The following is a 19,266-nucleotide window of genomic DNA, read 5'->3' as shown; positions in this document are numbered from 1 at the left end:
AAGAAAACGGCCGGACAACCCCGCGTGTCCGGCCCTTCTCCACTACCGATTCAATCCTGGCCGGCAATGTTCAATGGCACCGGCCAGGCTCAGTCGCTCTTGATGCCGTTGTCCTGGATCACCTTGCCCCACTTCTTGTAGTCGTTGCGCATGCGCGATGCCAGTTGTTCAGGCGGCTGGTAGGCAGCGACCGTGCCCGCGCCGAGCATCTTTTCCTGCACCACGGGATCGGCCAGCGCCGCCTTCAGTTCGGCCGACAACCTGGCGATCACATCCTTGGGCGTGCCGGCGGGGGCCAGCAGGCCGCCCCAGGCGGTGGCCTCGAAACCGGGGAAGCCCTGCTCCGCCACCGTCTTCACATCGGGCGTGAAGCTCACGCGCTTGGCCGAGCCCACGGCGATGGGACGCAGCTTGCCGGCCTTGATGTGCGGCAGCGCCGCGATCATGTCGGAGAACATCATCGGCACCTGGCCGGCCAGCAGATCGGAGATCGCCGGCGCGCTGCCTTTGTAGGGCACGTGCTGCACGTCGAAATGCCCGGTGCTCTTGAGTAGTTCGGTGGACAGATGGCCAAAGCTGCCATTGCCGGCGCTGGTGTAGTTGAGCGCGCCGGGCTTGGCCTTGGCGCGGGCGATGTATTGCTGCAGGTCGGTCACGTCCGGCATGGCCTGCTGGTTGACCACCATGACGATGGGCAGGTCGTAGGCGGAACCGATCGGCGTGAAATCCTTGAAGATGTCGTAGCCCTTGCGGCTGATCAGGTGCGGCGCCAGCAGCGTGGGCGTGGCCAGCACCATCAGCGTGTAGCCATCCGGAGCGCTCTTGGCGACGGCTTCCGCGCCGATCGTGCCGGAGGCGCCCGGGCGGTTGTCCACCACCACCGTCTGCTTGAGCGATTCGCCCATTTTCTGGCCGATGATGCGCGCGGCGGTATCGGTCGGGCCGCCCGGCGGGAACGGCACCACCAGGCGGATCGGCTTGGACGGATAGGCTTGCGCGAAGGCCTGCGGCGCGCACAGCGGCAGCGAAACGCCCAGGATGGCCGCACCCAGGCGGCGCGAGAAAATACGACGGCTTGTCTTCTGCATGATGAGTATGAAACGTAATCCAGCAATGACGCGTGCCGGCTTGACAACCCGCGCGCGCGTCGGCGATCCAGCAAAACTAACGGGAAAGACAGGACAATGCTTCGATGGCCTCCTCCATGACCGGTCATGGCCGGTCGTTTGTTATCGGGCTGCTGAGCAGCAGCGCCTCAGCGCTTCAGAGCGTCAGAGCTTCAGCGGACCTGAGCGGAACAATCGCGCATCCATGGTGCGCAGGTCGGGCGCCACGGTGACCGCGGTGGCGCACTGGTCCAGCACATCGCGCTGCAGGTCGATGCCCGGCGCGATCTCGATCAGGGTCAGGTGCTCCGCGCCGATGGCGTCGGGGCGCATCTCAAAGACCGCACGCTCGGTGATGTAGAGCACGGGGATGCCGAGCGAGGCCACATAAGGGCCGTTGAAACTCAGGTGCGAGACCTGCGGCACGATCTTTTTCACGCGGCCTTCGCACGCGATGCGCAGGGCGCCGTTCTCGGCGCGCACCTCCAGGCCACCGGCAGTGAGCGTGCCGACGAAGACCACGGCCTTGGCGCTCTGCGTGATGTTGATAAAGCCGCCGACGCCGGCGATCAGCGCTTCGGCGCCTTCGCCAAACTTGCTGACGTTGACGTTGCCGTGCCCGTCCAGCTCGGCCAGCCCGAGGATGGCGAGATCGATGCCGCCGCCCTCATAGAAATCGAACTGCGCCGGCTGGTCAACGATCGCTTCCGGATAGGCAGAGGCGCCAAAGCTGAGGCCATCCGCGGGCGTGCCGCCGATCGGGCCGGCTTCCACCGTGAGCGTGAAGCCTTCCACGCCGGCTTCCACCGCCAGCATGCCGACGGCGGCGGGCATGCCAACCCCGAGGTTGACCACGCGCGGCTGCCTGCGCGCCAGCTCCAGCACCGCGCGCCGCTGCACGATGGTGCGGGCATCAAGCACCGGGGGCACTGCCGGCACCGCTGGCGCCGGTGCGCTGGTGAGGTTGACAGTGCTGGCAGCTTCTCCTTGCCACGGCGTCACGTAGGCCGGATTGAACTGCTCCGCGAACGTCATCTGGTGATGCGCCGGGTTCTCGCTCACCACCACGTAGTCGACCAGGATGCCGGGCACGTGGATGGCCTGCAGGTTGTCGTGGTGATCCACCAGCGACTCCACCTGCGCGATCACGATGCCGCCGGAGTTGTGCGCCGCCTGCGCCATCGCCAGCAGTTCGTGGTGAAAGGCCTCGCGGTGCGTGCTCAGGTTGCCGCGCGTATCGGCGGCGGTGCAGCGGATCAGCGCGCAGTGGATCGGGAAGCTCGGATAAAACAGGTATTCGTCGCCGCGGAAATCGACCGCCTCGACCCAGTTCGCGCGGCCCTCGGCAATCGCCGCCTGCGCGCTGCGGTTGATGGCACCACCGTGGTAGCGGCTGTCCTGCGCGGTGCGCGGATCCACGAACGTGTGCAGGCCGATCTTGGTCAGCACGCCGGGCTTGCCGCCGGCGATGGCACGGTACAGGTGGGTCAGCACGCCCTGCGGCAGGTTGTAGCCCTCGCAAGCCTCGGCCATGGCAAGCGAGGCCAGGCGCGTGGCGGAGCGCCAGTGCCCGCCCACGATGCGCCCGGTCATGCCCGCATTGCCGAAGTGGTTCACCCCGCGCGCGCCGCGGTCGCCCTGCCCCGCCGAATACACCAGCGTCAGGTCGCGCGGCATGCCGGCGTCCAGGAAACGGCGCTCGAGTGCGTCCGTTACCGCCTCGGCATGGCCGGCGCCCACGAAACCGGCACTGGCCACGGTCCACCGGGATTGCACGAGCGCAGCCGCCTGCTGCGCGCTGATGACCTTCATGGCTGTCTCCATCGTGTTCTTCTCGGCGCGGCGTGCGGCGTGCTGCCTGCACGCATTGCGCCGGACCGCACTCCGCACTACACACCACGCATTCCGCGAACATTTGTTCGCAAAACACCTATCATACGTAGTCATGCCGGCATCGCGCAAGTGCGCTCAGCGCACTAAAATCATCCTATTTCCGTCTCCTCACGCTATGAACAGCCCCGAAACGCCCCTGGCCGACCCGCAGAAAAAGGAAGAGCTGCTCGATTCGCTGACCAATGGCCTGGCGCTGCTGCGCCTGTTCGCCTCCGGCGCGGGGAGCCTCACCATGCAGGACGTGGCGGAACAGCTCGATGTGACCCGCGCCGCGGCGCGGCGGCTGCTGCTGACCCTGCAGCACAACGGCTATGTCGCGCAGGACGGCCGGGACTTTTCCATTACCCCGCGCGTGATGGACCTGGGCTACGCGTACTTTGCGTCGATGAACCTGCCGCAACTGGCCGCGCCCTACCTCAAGGCGCTCTCCGAGCAGACGGGGGAAACCTGCTCGCTGGGCGTGCTGGACGGTGAATCGGTGGCGCTGGTGGCGCGCGAAGAGCCGCCGCAGATCCTGCGCGTCGACATGGGCGTGGGGCGGCGCATGCCGGCCTACGCCCACTCGCTCGGCCGCGTGCTGCTGGCCGGGCTGGACGACAAGGCGCTCGAGGCTTACCTTGCCACCGCGCCGCTACGCAAGCTCACCCCGTTCACGGTCAGCTCGCGCACGGCGCTGGCGCGCACGCTCAAGCAAGTGCGCGGCGACGGCTACTGCACGCTGATCAGCGAACTGGTGGACGGCTTCGCCGGCATCTCGGTGCCGGTGCGCGCCGAGTCCGGCAAGGTGGTGGCGGGACTGGGCCTGAGCATGGTGCTGGGCAGCCGTGATGCTGCGCACCTGGAGCAGCATTTCCTGCCGGCGCTCAAGCATGCCGCGGGTGAGCTTGAGGCACTGCTGCGCCGGCGTTGAGCGCATCGGCGCCCAGGCGGCGCATCAGCAATGCACAACCAGGGCGCGGCGCCTAGAATGGGAAACGGGTCAAGGCCGGCACGCACCGCACTTGAAAGCATCACCGCATGACTATCAGACCGCTCGACTGGGCGCGTGACGGCGCCGGCATCCTCAAGCTCGACACCACCTACGAGACCGATCGCATCTACGCGGTCAAAAGCGGCCCGCTGGGCATCTGGCTCGTGGAGCAGGTGCTGGGCCAGCCCGTGCTCAACCACTACGACCCGTCCGGCTTCGAGCAGGATTGCGCCAAGGCCGACCACGCGCTGGTGTTCGAGAGCGCAAGCGGCGACATCGGCGGCTTTGCCGCCGTCAGGCTCGAAGCCTGGAACCGGTCCGCGCTGCTGAGCGCCATCTTCGTCGCGCCCGCGTTCCGCGGCACCGGCATCGGCCGCGTGCTGCTGGGGGAAATCAACCGCCTGCTGCTAGCAACGCCGGCCCGCTGCCTGCGGGCCGAAACGCAAAACACCAACTACCCGGCCATCGGCTTTTACCGCGCGCTGGGATTCTCGCTGTGCGGGCTGGACTGGGACCTCTACGACCCCGACACCGCCGGCACCGAGACCGCGCTGATCTTCACGCGGCCGGTGGTGCGCAAGTCTGGCTAGCCCTCCGCTAGCCAGCCCCCTCCTGCGCATGGCAAAAGCCGATCCACGCATGCAGCACGCCGGCATGCGCGAAGGAGCCAACGCCGAACAGCACGGCAATCGCCGCACTCCACGGCGCCGTCGCCACCGCGGGCGCATCGACCGTGCCCGCCATCGGCGCCACCATCTCCGGCAGCACGCCCGTGGCCCAGCCCAGGACCAGGAACATGGCGCAGCCCGCCGACATGCCGGCGCACGAATACCGCAGCGCCAGTGCCACGCGTCCGGTGAAGGCGGCATGCCGGTGCAGGTGGTTGATGCGCAGGATCGCCACGGCGTTGGCTGCCGCCACGATCCCCATTAGCGACGGCCAGAAGAACGGATGATCGCTGCGCGCGTCCTGCATCAGCAGCACGCCGATGGTGAGGAAGGTGGGCGCAGCCAATGTCGCCACGCTCCATGACAACACTTGCCACGCCCACCACGGGTGGCGCCATTGCAGCCGGCGCGCGCGCGGGAACGCCCCCGCCACGCGCTCAGCGCTGGAGATTGCGGCGCTCCGTGGCGCTCAGCTGGCTGAGCTGCGACTCACTCAACTCCATCTGGCCCAGCACCTGCACCACCCCGTTGGGGTCGTAGCTGGCCGGCGCCAGCTTGGCGCCTTCCCTCGCCTTGGGCGCTGCCTCATCCGCATCCGTGCCAAAGCCGAGCACCCGCACCGTGAAGATCGACGGCAAGCCCTGGCGCGCCGCCGTGCGCTCGCGCTGCAGCGCGTCCTGCGCCGCGCTCACCGCCTGCGAAGCCACCGCGCTGGCGTTGGTCAGCGCGCCAACGTTCACCGCGGCCAGCACGGGGATGCCGGTGGCCTTGCCCTGCACCTGGATGTTCTCGGCGTTGACCACCCGCAGCGCGGCCAGGTTGACGTTGCCAGACACGCGGATGCCGGCTTCGCCCGCGTCGATGGTGCCCAGCGGCGCGATCAGGTCGATGTCGCCCGGCGGCACCTCTGGGACCGGGTTAAGCGTGGCGATGCCCGCGCCGGTGTTCGGCGTGGTGGGCGACAGCGTGACCAGGCCGATACCGTCGTACACGCGCCGCTGCGGCGTGTAGACCACGGTGGACTTGGAGCCGCGCCCGGCGTTGATGTCGCCCTGCGCCGACCACGCCAGGATGTTGCCGCCGAAGGTGGTGAAAATACGGCTCTGCCCCAGCAGGATGCTGTCCCTGGCGTAGATCTGGACCTCGCCGGCGCCCTGCGTCAGCACGCCCGAGCCTTCGCCCGGGATGAAGCCGCCATCCACGCCGACCAGCGTGCGCCCGCCCGGCGTCATGATGTCGATGTCGCCGCCGAAGTCCGTATGGATGCCGGCGTCCAGCAGGTCGTACACACCCATGGTGTATGGGTTGCCGGCCGCCTTGTACTCGTCGCGCCGCAGGTAGGTGACGCCCTTGAGCGGCCGCTTGGTGGCGAGCGCCCCTGAGACCGGGGCGTAGTAGTTGGCGCTGCTGAACATGGTCAGGTCGCCCTCGTAGGCAAGCGCATTGCCCTGCGCGTCATGCGTGGGGAACAGCGTGGCGATGGCCTCGCGGCCGCGCAGGTAGCTGCCTTCGCGCGGGCCACCCACCTGGTTGTACTCGCGCCCGGCGGCCTTGAGCTCGGCGTAGTACACGTTGCGCAGGTAGGCCCGCTGCTGCTCGGCCGGCAACGCGGCGAAGAACTGCCGTGCGTCCATGCTGGCCGCGTCGAAGTGCAGGCCCAGGCCGTTATGCCCGCCAAAGCGGCCACTCAGCCAGTTGACCAGGTGCAGCTGGCCGGCCAGCCCGTACTCGCGCCGCAGGTCGCGGTTGGGGGCGGCCGCGCCAGCCGCCAAGGCTTGCTGGCGCGCGCTGTCAAGCTCCGCCTGCTTGCTTTGCAGGTAGGCCGGCGCGCCGGCCTCGTCGCCCGCGTAGCCGAACTGGGCGCGCAGCCAGTCGGCCAGCTTCAGCTCGCCGCTGTAGATGGCCACCACCTTGCCCGGCTGGTCGGCAAGCGCGCGGCCCGCATCGGCCTGGTTGGCCGGATCCAGGTAGCGCCTGGCGAAGGCGTTGAAGTCCAGCCCGTTGCGGCCCACGCCCGCCGCCACCGCAATGCTGGCGCCGCTGCCGCGGTCGCCCGGGGTCACGTTGGCCACCGGCCCGATGCTCTTGAGCTCGGCCCGGTCGGCCATGTACAGGTCGCGCCCGGCGGTGACTTCCAGCAGGCCGGGACCGGCCACGTAGAAGTTGCTCATGCGGATATCGCGGCCCGCGGAGACCACGGACACATCGTCCGCGTTGTTGTGCACGATCAGGTTGCCACGCGCGCTGGCATTCAGGACCGGGACGGGCTTCTCGGCAAAGGTGCCGTCGCCACGGCGAGGAGGAATGAGCCAGCCGTGGCCATCGGCGGGCACGTCTTCGGCCTCGCCCAGCGCTGTGCCCGCGTTGACAAGGTCGCGCCCCGCGCGGATCGCCACCGGTCCGCTGCCTTCATACCAGTTACCGAACGTGAGGGCCGAACCGACGCCATTGGCACGGGAAATGATCGACCCCGTGCGCAGGCCGACGATATCGCCATCGACCGCATAGAAGCGCGCCGGCTGGCCTCCGGGGACCGCGTGGCCCGAGGCCGTGGGTGGCGTGAAACTGAACAACGGGTAGGCCTGGTATGTATCTGCGCCGCCGTTGTTCGCCAGGAACACGCTGGCAGCCAGCCCGTCCGGGCTGATATTGCTCAGCTTCAGCGTGCCGTAGTTGATCTTCACCGTGCTGCCACTGAAGGCTGCGTTGAACGGATTTGGCAGGGCCGTGGGATCGGCGCCAGACTGCGTGATCCCATAGCCGCCGGCGTAGATCGAGTCGGCGGCCAGCAACTCCAGCTGGCCCGCACCCGTGCGGGCGTATTGCGGCCCCACCGGCGACGGGGCCAGCATCAGCGTGGTGCTGGACTGGACCGGCCGGTTCGTTCCATCGATGGCGCCGGTGCTGGAATTGCCGTAGTAGAAACTGCCGCTGGCCGCCACCGCGCGCAGCACCGACGGCATCATGAAACGCCCGTCGGTCGCCGTATGGTTGCCGGAATTGCCATTGTCCGCCGCCGCGGTGGATGGCGTCAGATTACCGCCCGCGCTGAACAGGTCGATGGCGGTGCCCGGCGTCCACAGCGAGAACCAGGTCCAGCCGTCGCCGGTGTAGCTGGCGCCGTTGGCCCGGAACGGCGTGCCGTTGTTGACCAGCGCCACACGCCCCGGGTCGCCCACGCCGCCGAGCACCAGGTCGCCGCGCGCGTCGATGCGCACGCCGGCATCGCCGGGTACCAGCACCGGCCCGCCGCCAGCGATGGAGGAAGTGGCCTTGTACACGTCGTAGGCGCGCGATTCGGCGGGATCCGCGCGGTCGAAACGCAGCTCGATGCCGCCCACCGATCCGGCCTCCATGCGCAACGCCCCGCGCAGGTTGACGAAGGTGCTGTTGATATCGCTATATACCCCCGAGTAGCGGGTGGCCGGCGTGACGTCACCTGTCTGCGAGGAGAAGGCGCGCACTTCCGCCACCGGGTTGAGCCCTCCGCCGATGCGGATGTCGAGGTCGCCACCGCCGGTCAGGGTGAGCTGCTTGCCATCGGCCGAAACGCGGCCCGTGCTGGCCACCGCCAGGTTCAAGCCCTGGCTGCGGGACACAAAGCTGCCGGATGCGGTCATGCGCGACGACAGCATGCCGGCGTCGCCGCCGGCCTCCAGCACCAGGTTGCCACCGCCCAGCGTGCCGATACCGGTGAACCCGACCAGGAACGGCGCGCTCGCGAACAAGTCGTAGCCTCCCGTCGGGCCCGCCACATAGCTGCCGAAGTTGACCCACCAGGCGGTGGGCACGCCTTCGCTGCCTGTCACGGCGCTGCCGGTGCCCTGGCGCCACAGCCAGTTGCCAACGGCGGTGGAGCCGACGTGGGCGCGTAGGGCGCCGATCGCGTCGGTCCGGGACTGGTTGCCTCTGACGCCGATCAGGTCACCCTTCACGTCGCCCTGGGCACGTACCAGCACGTTGCCGCCGTGCTCCGGGTACCAGGCGTGGTACAGGCTCTGGGTGCCGCCATCGATATACGGTGTAAACGCCGTGCCATCCGGGCCCAGCAGCGTGCCGTCGAAGGCAGTGGCGCGTGGCAGGTTGTACGCCGCGCCCACGCCGGCGGACTGCGTACCGGCGGTGTAGACGCCGAACGGCGAGGTCATGGTGAAGTCACCGCCCGAGATCAGGTCCAGGTCGCCGGTGCCGGTGCGCAGCACGCTGAAGAGCTGCTGCCGGGCCGGTTGCATCTCCGCCCGATACACCGGGGGCGTGCCGTCCTTGACCTTGACGACCACCAGGCCATACCCTTGGTCGTTGAACTTCTTGACCTCTTCCTCGCCGCCCCACTCGTCCAGGTTGATCGGCGTGCCGGGCTCGTAGCCCGAGAATTCCAGCGAATCCCCCCCCCACACGTATTCGCCCGGCAAGCCGGTGCCCGGCAACACGACGTTCACCGAGACCAGGCCGTAGTGGGTGTCGGCAAGCAGCATGGATCCCTGCTTGCTGCGCGCCTGCAAGGCGCGCGTGTCCGCGGCCTGCGTGTCCGCGCCGCTCACCAGCCGCACCGACCACGATTGCGAGCCCTCCGGCAGCATCGGCGCCAGCGCCCAGTTGCGGCCCTGGTTGCCGCTGGCGTCTCCTGGGCGCAGCGACACCATGACCGCGTCGTCCGGCAGCTTGACCACTGTTTCGCTCGGGATCACCGCGCCCTTGCGCAAAGCTAGCGCGTTCGCCAGGTAGACCCCTGGCGCGGTCTCCACGCTCGTGCCGGTCTGCGGCAGCGGCACGCCGGCAGGCCAGGTCATGGCCGCTACGCTGGCCCCGCCGGCAAGCCGGTTGCCGGCATCGAGCTGCATGCCACTGGCCAGCGTCAGCGGCTGCGACAGCACCGTACCCGCCGCTTGCACGACATTGCCTTGCGCATCGCGCACCGCGCCGCCCAGTATCGTACCGGCTGGCAGCACCAGGTCCGCCGCCAGCGTGGCGCGCGCGGGCAGCACCGTGCCGGGACGCAGGCTCACCGCCTTGATCGGCAGGTCGTAGTTGAGCGTGCGGCCGGACAGGAAGAAGGTGTCTTCCGCCAGCGTGACCAGCTGGCCCTGCGGGATGACGACATCGCCGCCCCAGGGCACCCTGCCCTTGACCAGCACCCAGCCTTGATCGTCCGGGGTGACCGGCAGCGCCGAGGCGTCGAAGCCATCGGTCAGGCTGCCGTAGACATTCAGGTTGCCGCCCGCGCGCAGCACCAGCGCGCCGGCTTCGCCGGAGCCATAGACGCCGGTCTGCTGCGTGCGCGGGTTGACGCTGGCATAGCGGTAGCGCGACAGGTCGATGTCGCCGTCGATGTGCAGGTCGCCATCCGGCGTGGCGCTGACGATCTCCACGCCCGGGCGCAGGTGGAAAGCATCCGCATAGCCGCGCAGGCCGGCAAGCTTGCGGTTCATCAGGTCGCCGTTGGCCAGCGCATTGCCCATGAACACCAGGCTGTCCGCGTGCTTGGCGTCCAGGTAGGCCTGGTTGATGACCTGGTAGGGACGGCCGTCGGCCATCGGGTCGGTACCCCAGGCCGCGTCCTTGTAAGACCAGAAGCCGTTGACCGCGATGGAGCGCGCACCGTCGATGCGCAGCGCGCCGCTGGCGTCGATATCGATATCGTTGCCGGTGGCGCCGCCCAGGCGCGGGGCGTTGAGCTCGACCGTGCCAAGCGACTGCGCGGCAGCGCCGGTGCCGGCGCGCAGGTCCATGCGCGCGCCGCCCTGCAGCGTAAGCCGGCCCGTGCCGGCATTGATCTCGATGGTGGCGCGGTTGGGCGCTTCGATGACCTGGCCGTAGCTGTCCACGCGCAGCACCGTGCCGTGCGCGTCGAGCAGCGCGCCGCCGCCAATGGTGACCCCGTTGCGCGCGGCCAGGCGGATGCTGCCCACCTGCTCGCCGCTGGCGTCGATGGTACCGGTCACGGTCAGCTTGCCACCGTCCACCGACACGCTGACCTCGCGCGCCTTGAGCTCGTCGCCGATGGCCAGGTCGCCCTGCTTGAGCTGGAAGCTGCGGATGCCGGAGAGCTTGCCGTCGTTGAGGCGCTGGTTCAGTCCCGTGAAATCGGCGATATGCTGCGCGCGGATGTCCGCCCCGCCGGCAGCAAACGGCACCAGGGTGCCGCCGGCATCGTAATGGCCGCTGCTGCCGCCCAGCACGCTGCCGCGCAGGTCGATGGTGCCCGCGTCCGCGCCCAGCGCGAGCACGGTGAGCTTGCCCGCGCGGTTCTCCTTGGCGGAGATGTCGATCAGCGCGCCCGCCGCCTGGCGCACATCGCCGGCGCGGCTTTCCAGCACCACGTCGCCGCCCCAGCTGTACTTGCTGACGTCATAGAAATCGAGCTTGCGCCCGGCCAGGTCGAGCCGCGCGCCGTCGCGCAACATCACGTCGCGCTCGGCGGACACGGTGAGCTTGCCGCTGGGCAGCACTACCGTGCTATCCAGCGCCACACTGTTGCCGTTGAGCGAAATCTCCGCGCCCAGGGCCTCGGCCAGGGCCTTGCCGGACAAGGCCGGCGCGGCGGCGCCGGCAGGCGCGGTCAAGCGGATGTCGCCGCCGGCGGTGATCTTGTTGACCGAGCCCGCCTGGCCGGTCAGCAGCGGCGTGTTGAGATTCAGGTTGCCGCCGCTGTAGGCATAGCCCTTGGTGGCGTCGTCCCAGGCGCCTTGCGACTGGTAGACCGCGAGCGACCCCTTCTGATTGGCGGTGATGCGCTCGCTGGCGTTGAGGTCGACCTGAGCGAAGCCCAGCACCATGCGGTCCATGGCGTGGATGGTGTCAGGGCGGCTGTTGGGGCCATAGCCGAACTCGATCTGCTTCGCGTCGACCTGCAGGCGGCCGCTGCCCGTGCCGGCGCCGCCGGTTGCCACCAGCCCCGGCGCATTGGTCGCGCCGTTCCACACCAGGATGTCGGTGTGGATGCGGGCCAGCGCATCGGCACTGCCATAGCCCTGGATGGCCGGCGTGCCCAGCACCAGGCGCGCGAGCGAGGACTTGCCGGTGGCCGGGTCGATGGTGGACAGCTCCACCGAATCATAGAAACGCAGCGCGTCGCGCGCGGTCAGCGCCAGGTTCTCCAGCGCCGGCGCGCCGGTGCTGGTGTCGCCCTTCAGGAGCCGGTCCAGCACCTCCTGGTTCAGCGTCAGGCCTGGCGGCAGCGCATTGCGCGCGGCCAGGTCCGCCAGCGTCGCCTGGTTGCCCGCGTTGATTGCGCCGACCGACAACACCAGGTTGCGGGTGCCATAGCGTGCCGCGTCGCGCAGGTTGAAGCTCTGGTCGGTCGAGGCAGCGATGGTGCCTTCGGAATACAGCGGCGTGGTGCCGTGGCAGACAGCACCCGGGCTGCAGGCCCCGATGTCGATGCGGCCCGCGCCCCGGACGGGATCCGCGCTATAGCCGGGAGCCAGCATGTCCAGCCAGCCGTTGGAAACCGCCAGCACGCTGCTGGAGCCCGGGTCGTAGACATAGCCGTTGGTGGAATCCCAGGCCGCCTTGCCCTGCCCCAGCGTATTGATGCCGCCGCCCTGCTCCACGAAGATGCCACCGGATTTGGTACTGGTCACCAGGTACACCTCGGCGGCCTTCAGCACCGCGCCTTCGCGCAGGAAGATGTTCCACGCCCCGCTATCGAACGTGGCGATGTTGGCGCGTTGCCTGCTGCCGGTGTAGTCGACATAGCGCACTGACGGCAGCCCGCCGATGCCGATGCGCGAGGCGCCGATGGCATTGATATCCGCCGCGTACAGCGAGGTGCCGACAAAGCCCGGCGTCGGCGCCGCGCCGGCGGCCAGGATTTCGTAGCTGGTTTCGCCCATCATCAGCGCACTGCCGCCAAAGCCGCCTGCGGCGGGCGCATACAAGGTGCGCCCCGCAAAGTGCAGGACAGGTTCATCGCCAGGGGCGCGCGGCGCACTCGGCGCGAAGGACAAGCGCAGTGTCTTGGCGTCCCGCTCCAGCTGGACGCGTGGCACGCCCTCGCGTGCGGCCTGGGCCAGCGCGAAATCCGCGTAGCTCATCTCGTTGTATTGCGAATAGCTGCGCAATACGTCGGCAGGCGTCAGGAAGACCTGGGTAGGCACGGCACTGCGGATGCCTGTGTTGGCCACGCCCAGCTGCGCCGAGGCCGCGTACGAGCCATTGCGCATGGCCATGGCGCCGCCGGCCGCCAACGTGCCATGGCCAAGCCCGTTGAGCTCGACGCGGAACGCGCCGGGCAACAAGGCGAAGGTGGAAGGCAACAGCGTGTAGGTGCCGGCGGGCAGGCCCGGCACGCCGGCACCGATAGTAATCTGGCGGCCGATGGCAGGATCGCTGGCCCCCTTCTCGGCCACCACCGGCGCATAGCCGGGCTGCACGCCCGGCACGATCGCATAGACCGGGTTGGTCGACAGGCCCGGCAAGGTGAAGCCGCCGCGGGCGCCGACCTGCACCAGCGGATTCATGCGCGCGTCCACCGAGCCACCCCGCCCGGCGAGGAAGGCCGCGCCGGTGAGCGTGCCGCCACCGCTGAGGTCCAGCACCGCGTCCTGCCGCACGTCGATCGTCTTGCCGGCCAGGGTGATGGCCGGGCCATTACCCACGCCGTTGAACACCACGTCCTTGCCGTCGTGCAGGTAGCTGAGCCCGTCGAGCGAGCCGCCATAGGGCATGACCAGGCCGTTGGCGCTGATCGAGCTCACGCTGCCCGGCAGCAGGTTCAGGTGCTCCGTCACTGCGCCATAGCCCACCGATCCCAGCTCGAGGTTGCCCAGCGGCGCCCGCACCACGCCACCCTGGTTGATGGTCGGGGCGGCGAAGGTCAGGCGGCCGAAGACGGAATAGGGCATGGCGGGCAGTTCATCGCCCACGCGCTCGATGTTGAGGTGGCGCGCCGGGTCGAATTCGCGCTGGACGTTGCCGTATTTGTCGAGAAAACTGCGCTGTCCGACCATCACCGAACCACTGTCGCCCATGCCCGGGTAGATCTGCGCGGCCGCCAGCGTGAGGTTGCCGGGTACGCTCAGCGAGGCGGCGCGGTACATGCGCATGTCGCCGCGGCTACGCAGGGTCGTTTCGTCGAAGGCGCCTCGCTCCACCGTCAGCGATGTGTCGGCGTTGCGTTTGATGACGCCGCGCACGCCGAGCTGCGTGGCTGCCACCAGGTCCAGCAGATCCGCCTCGACTTGCAGCCGGGTGCCTTGCGACACCAGCGGCACGCCCGCGGTGTTCACAGCGGGGTTGGGCATGTAGTAGAAATCGGGCGGAACGCGGGTCGTGCCGGCCAGGCGAACATAGGGCGCGGCCAGGCTGACCTGGGTGCCGGCAGCGGCATGCTCCGCCAGCGCGATCGCGCTGGTCGTCAGGCGCAAGCTCTGCCCTACGGCCAGATTGACGTTGCCATCGAAGCTGATCAAGCCGTTGGCCAATAGTGCAACGTTGTCGAACCCACCCGCCCCGATGCGGTCCACGCCAATGCGCCCGGCGCCGTAGGCCAGGGCGGCATCGCGCTCGCCGGGCCGCAGCCCGGCCGCCAGCGCGGTGGCGCCCTGCGTTTGCGCCACCACCAGCTCGCGCGCGGCCCGCACCGCGTCCTCGACGCTGGGGCTCTTCTGGGTATAGTTGTCCACCGGGCCGTAGGCCGGTGTCTCCAGGTTCAGCGCCAACGTGCCGCCGGCGGCGCCCGGGCCGCCGGCGGCCGCGCGCAGGCTGCCGTCCAGGAACAGGCCGCGGAAGGAACTTAGCGCGATGACGCCACCGTCGCTCGCCACCTGCGTGGCGCCCAGCCCGGGCAGGTCCAGCCGCGCGGAAGAGCCAGAGGCATCGATGCGCGCGCCCGGCCGAACCACGACGAAGGCGTCCGCCGCGTCGATCTGGGTAGCGTCCAGGTTATGGCGCGCACCGATCTCGATCGTGCCACCCTGGCCCACCTTGCCATATACGTTCCCGCGCGCGTCGACAGCGGTGACCGCGCGCCCGGCGGCATCGAGCACGGCGCCGTTGCCGATCCAGATCGACATGGCATCGGCGATGCCGTTGGGCCGGTCCGCCTGGTTGCCGGTGCCAAGCTTGCCCGGCAGCAATGCGATATTGCCGCCCCAGGCGTTCAGCGTGCCCTCGACGGTGATCTGGCCATTGCCCTGCAGGGTCAGCGCACGGCCCGGATCGACGGTCACGGTGGCGCCCTGCCCGATGACCAGCGGCGCCTGGGTGTAGACCGAACCGGCCGACAATGCCAGGTCGGCGCCGCCGCGCTGGGTCAGCGTGGCCTTGAGCGGGTCTTCCTGCCACAGGGGCGGCAGCCAGCGCTCCAGGACTTGCGCCGGATCGGCGCCGCTTGCCACCGCGTGGCCCGCGGAGGCATCAAAGCGCAGCACCGGCATCGCTACCGCCGTGTTGGCATCCCGGGCGACCTGCACGCCTTGCTGGGCGGCCACGGCGTAGCGCGAGAAGCCGCTCTGGAACACCTCGTTGCCGATCACCAGCAGCGGCTTGACCGCCACCGCGCCCGGCAGCTTCGTGCCGGCCAGCAGCCTGGCGCCCTCGGCGAGCACCACGTCCTTGGGCAACGGCGTGCCGGCCTGCAGGGTGCTATTGAACTCGGGCACGGGGATGCCGTTGGGAAAGACGTCCGCCGGCACCACGTAGCCCGGTGCCAGGTCGCCCGATGAGCCTACCAGCACGGTACCGGCGGGGGCGATGTTGCCGTTGGAATAAAAGCGGCCCTTGTCGTCGATGACCGCGAAGTTCCAGGTCGTGCCGCGCGGCACCAGCCACGGCGCTTGCAGCGTGACCTTGCGCGTCGCGCTGAACAGCGGGTTGCCTTGCATCGCCTGGCCCGGCGCCACGGTGTCCGCCGTGTACGTGAAATCACTGGGCAGCACCGTGCCGGCCGGCAGCGTGACCGACTGCGCGAGCGTCAGGTTGACCGATACCGACTGGCCCGCCGGCAACAGGCCGCTGTCGGCCAGCAAGCCGCCGCCGATGGCAATGCCCACGCCGGTATCGATGGTGAGCGTACCCCCGCCCTTGACGCCATAGCCGCGTAGTTCGCCGTTCATTCGCAACGCGCCGGAACCTTTGCCAGCGACGTCGTTCTGGTTGGACAACAGCGTGATATTGCCGCCCCGCCCGCCTTGCACCTTGTTGCCGGCGAGCAGCGCCGCGCCCGACGACACATCCAGCACGCTGCCCGTGCCAAGGGTGACGTCGCCAGTGCTGCTGATGGTGATCGCGCCACCGTTGACATAGGGCAGCCCGCCGATCCGGGTGAAGTCCAGTTCGAGGTTGGACCACAGCCCACGCCCATCCAGCGTGACACCTTGCCCCACCGTAACGCCGGGCGTATAGCCCTTGGCCGGTAACGCCGCCACCGGCACGTCCAGCCAGGCGCCACCGGCGCTGCTGGTGTACTGATTGATCATGTTGCCCAGCGCGATGCGCCCGCCGCGCGCCGCGAGGTCCGCCCGGACATCCACCTGCGTGGCGTGCAGCGCGAGGTCGCCGCCCGCGGCCAATTGCACGGCGGCGCCAACGTCGATGCCGTCCCTGGCGTAGACCTTCAAGGCGCCCAGGCCTAGCCCATTGATCCACCCGGCATCCAGGCGCAACTTGCCCTTGCGCTCGTCAGGCAGCACGTCCGTCATGGCCAGGCCATCCGCGATGCCTTGCACGACGCCGATATCCACCTGTTTCACCAGTGCCTGCGGGCTGTCGCGCAGCATGCCGGTGTTGCTGTCGTAGATCGGCGTGAGTTGCCCGACGACCAGTTGGCCGGCGCGTGGCGCGGCGATCTGCGATTGCTTGTAGCCGTCCAGGCCGACATCCCGCGCGTCGCGCTGGCGATCGCCCTGGAATACCGTGGTGTCGATATGGCCTTCGAGCACCGCGGACTGCGTGCCAACAACCACGCGCCCGGCATCGCGCCCGAGCGTGTAGCCGTTCTCCAGCCGCTCGCCCGGCGCGATCAGCGGGCTGAGGAAGTATTCCGTGGTGTTCTTGCCCCAGCGCGCGTGCGCGTTCTCGAAGCCGCGATACAGCCCGGTGTAGAGGTTGTCCGCAGGCGCGGTAGCCAGGTTGTACAAGCGCCCGTCGGCTCCCCTGAGCCAGGTCTGCTTGATGATGCCGCTCTGCACGTTCAGCGAACCGCCGGAGACGTTGATGCCGGACCCGGCCTGCGTGACCAGCTCGCCGCCGCTGAAGGCCACGGTGCCGCCCTGCGCGGCCCATTCGCCAATGCTGTGGCCGCCGGTGCTCAGGTAGCCGCTGACTTCCAGCAGGCCGCCGCCCGTGTACATGCGCTCGGTGGCATAGCCGTTGGTGCCCGCGGCGACGCGCACCAGGGTGCGGCGGTCGATCCAGATATTGGCGTTGTTGAGCAGCTTGCTGTCGCGGTTGAGCGGGGCATCGCGTTGCTCGTTGCCCTGCACGTTGATCATGACGTTGTTGGATTCCATCGCCACGCTGACGCCCACGGCGCCGGCCACGTCGATCGCGGCGCGGTCCGCCACGCGCGTGCGGCGCACGGCGCCCACCATTACCTGGCCGCCGGTGGCGAGCGTCATGGAGTCGGACTGGAAGTCGACGTCGCCGCTGGAATCGATCTTCACCAAGGACTGGTCGCGCCGGTTGTAGGCGCCATCGCTCGGCCGGGCGGAGTCCTTGATCAGCGCATCGCGCTGCGCATCCAGGGCCGTGGCGTTGCTGTCGTCGAGCAGGATGGCGCTGACGCTGCCGGGCCCCAGGATCACCCGGCTCTCGGCGTCGCCTACCGCTTTGAGGTGCAGCGTGCCGCGCGTGTTGACCGAGGTGCTGGCAAGCGCCACGCCGGACTGCTCCACGCTGCGGCCAACCAGCGTGATGTCGCCGGTCGCCGCCTGGAGAAAGCCGCTGTTGCTCACGCGGCCTGCCAGGCTGCCGGGGTTGCGCTGCACACTGACCTCGTTGCCGCGCGTGCTCGAATCCTGGTTGGCATCGGTGCCAACGCCCTTGCGGATGATGAAGCTGTCGCCGGCGGCCAGCGTGACCTGCCCGCCAGGTGTGGAAATGGAACCTTGGTTGTGCGCTTCGCGCCCGGCCAGGAGTACATAGCCGCCACCTTCGGTCACCGATTGCGGCTTGCGCGTTGCGATGCGCGCGCCGGCCTGGACGATCACGTCGCCCGTGGCATTGCCGTTCGATGACGTGCTCGGGGTGCTGACCAGGTCGTTGGCGAAGGTCGGCACATAGCCAACGCCCAGCGCATCGCTGTAAAGACCCTTGCGGAATTGCGAATCCGTCATGCCCGCTGCTGCCGCCACCAGATTGCGCGTGTCGACCTGGCTGCTGCCCGAGAACAGGATGCCGTTGCGGTTGACGATCATCACCGTGCCGTCTGCCTTGATCTGCCCCTGGATCTGGCTGGGCCGCGCCTGCGGATCGTTGACGCGGTTGAGCACCGACCAGCTCGGCTGCTGGTCGAACTGCACCGTCGTGTTGCGGCCGACGTTGAAGGTCTCCCAGTTCAGGATGGCCTTGTCCGCGGTCTGCCGCACGGTAACCTGCGTCCTGCCGTCGACGACCTTCTGCCCGGTTTCCTTGTCCAGCGGCCTCGCATTGATCCAGCCCGCGGTGAGGCTGTTGGTATCCACCTTCAGGCCGCCTTCGGCCAGGCCATCGGGCACCGACGCATCGCTCATCGCGGCCTGCCGCGCGGCGGCCTGCGCGGCCTGCATGGCAGCAATGCCGCGCGCCGCCACGTTGAGGTTGTCGATGGAGCGTTGCAGTTGTTCGTTAGCGCGTTGCTGCTGCGCCTGCGGGTTGGTCAGCGATGCGGCGGGCTGGCCGTTGGGCAGGCGGCCGGTTGCCGCCGCCGTGTCCTGCATCATGTTCTTTTGCGCCATCCAGGCGCGGCTGAAGGCTTGTTGCGCATGCGCGCTGTGCATGCTGCCACCGGCTGCCACGAGCAACGCGATGGCGTGGGCCAGGGGTCGGATCGTGAGAACCGTTCTGCTGAATCGCGTTGTCTGTCGCGAGGGCATCTTCTTGTAGTGAACGCGCATGTTCATTCTGGCTTCCATTCCCGTCTAGCTCATTCGGCGTGGCCCGCTCGCCCGGCATTGCTTGGCATTACTTGACGAACAGGCACTGCGATCATGTCCATCGACGGCAAGCGCCGTCGATGCTCCTGGGATCTAGACCGTTGGGCGCGGGGGAATCGGCAAGGTTTTATTTGAAGATTTCGTGACAGGGGGATAGGGGGGGTTATTGGGGGGTATTGGGCGGCCGCTGACGCGGGGGTTGCGTTGTGGGCGGGGTTTTATTGCTTCTAGCTGCTGTCGCGGCTGTACGGTATTGGCTGTTTTAGAACGTGTGAGATGTCACTTTTCTTTACTCGTAAAGAAAAGTAACCAAAAGAAAGCGATCCTTGCAGGAGGCTGGCGTGGCGTCATTGGGAATCCCAATGGTTTCGTCGTACGGCCCTGGGTGCTAATGGACTCGTGCCGTTACCAGTTTAGATCATCACGACCCAGCCAATGCCCAGGGATTCGTGGTGGTGCCCCCGGTAGCGGCCACTACGAATTTCAAGCCGTCTGTCGCTCGCGGGGTGACGGGCCACGAAGTTGCAAGCGTCCCGTTTCCGTCGTGGGCGCGG

General features: G+C 68.6%; 6 protein-coding genes. 2 read left to right on the top strand and 4 right to left on the bottom strand.

Going from position 1 to position 19,266, the window contains the following annotated elements; translation table 11 throughout:
• Window positions 1–89: 89 nt before the first annotated feature.
• Entirely contained in the window at window positions 90–1,088 is a 999-nt protein-coding gene (locus A9975_RS32345) for a tripartite tricarboxylate transporter substrate binding protein (protein WP_183036295.1), read from the bottom strand.
• A 183-nt stretch (window positions 1,089–1,271) separates the two neighbouring features.
• On the bottom strand, window positions 1,272–2,918 hold the full coding sequence (locus A9975_RS32340) for an acyl CoA:acetate/3-ketoacid CoA transferase (RefSeq protein WP_183036294.1): 1,647 nt from the start codon (window positions 2,916–2,918) through the stop codon (window positions 1,272–1,274).
• Between the two features lie 196 nt (window positions 2,919–3,114).
• On the opposite strand from A9975_RS32340, the gene A9975_RS32335 reads away from it, so the two are divergent.
• Together A9975_RS32335 and A9975_RS32330 are read left to right on the top strand one after the other, a co-directional pair.
• Window positions 3,115–3,909: an IclR family transcriptional regulator C-terminal domain-containing protein gene (locus A9975_RS32335; RefSeq protein WP_183036293.1), complete on the top strand. Its 795-nt coding sequence runs from the start codon at window positions 3,115–3,117 to the stop codon at window positions 3,907–3,909.
• Between the two features lie 107 nt (window positions 3,910–4,016).
• Window positions 4,017–4,559, top strand: a complete 543-nt coding sequence (locus A9975_RS32330; RefSeq protein WP_150990835.1) for an N-acetyltransferase — start codon at window positions 4,017–4,019, stop codon at window positions 4,557–4,559.
• Between the two features lie 7 nt (window positions 4,560–4,566).
• On the opposite strand, the gene A9975_RS32325 is transcribed toward A9975_RS32330, so the two are convergent.
• Window positions 4,567–4,983: a hypothetical protein gene (locus A9975_RS32325; protein WP_183036292.1), complete on the bottom strand. Its 417-nt coding sequence runs from the start codon at window positions 4,981–4,983 to the stop codon at window positions 4,567–4,569.
• A 91-nt stretch (window positions 4,984–5,074) separates the two neighbouring features.
• Complete coding sequence (locus A9975_RS32320) at window positions 5,075–18,673, bottom strand: filamentous haemagglutinin family protein (RefSeq protein WP_370565959.1); 13,599 nt, start codon at window positions 18,671–18,673, stop codon at window positions 5,075–5,077.
• Window positions 18,674–19,266 lie beyond the last annotated feature (593 nt).

This window comes from Cupriavidus sp. UME77, from assembly GCF_014170355.1.
GTDB lineage: Bacteria > Pseudomonadota > Gammaproteobacteria > Burkholderiales > Burkholderiaceae > Cupriavidus > Cupriavidus basilensis.
This window is presented reverse-complemented; position numbering and strand designations above follow the sequence as displayed.

What these genes read in the sequence shown, in the direction of transcription:
- A9975_RS32345 (WP_183036295.1), bottom strand. Translation starts at nt 1,088, where the DNA reads ATGCAGAAGACAAGCCGTCGTATTTTCTCGCGCCGCCTGGGTGCGGCC.
- A9975_RS32340 (WP_183036294.1), bottom strand. Translation starts at nt 2,918, where the DNA reads ATGAAGGTCATCAGCGCGCAGCAGGCGGCTGCGCTCGTGCAATCCCGG.
- A9975_RS32335 (WP_183036293.1), top strand. Translation starts at nt 3,115, where the DNA reads ATGAACAGCCCCGAAACGCCCCTGGCCGACCCGCAGAAAAAGGAAGAG.
- A9975_RS32330 (WP_150990835.1), top strand. Translation starts at nt 4,017, where the DNA reads ATGACTATCAGACCGCTCGACTGGGCGCGTGACGGCGCCGGCATCCTC.
- A9975_RS32320 (WP_370565959.1), bottom strand. Translation starts at nt 18,673, where the DNA reads ATGCGCGTTCACTACAAGAAGATGCCCTCGCGACAGACAACGCGATTC.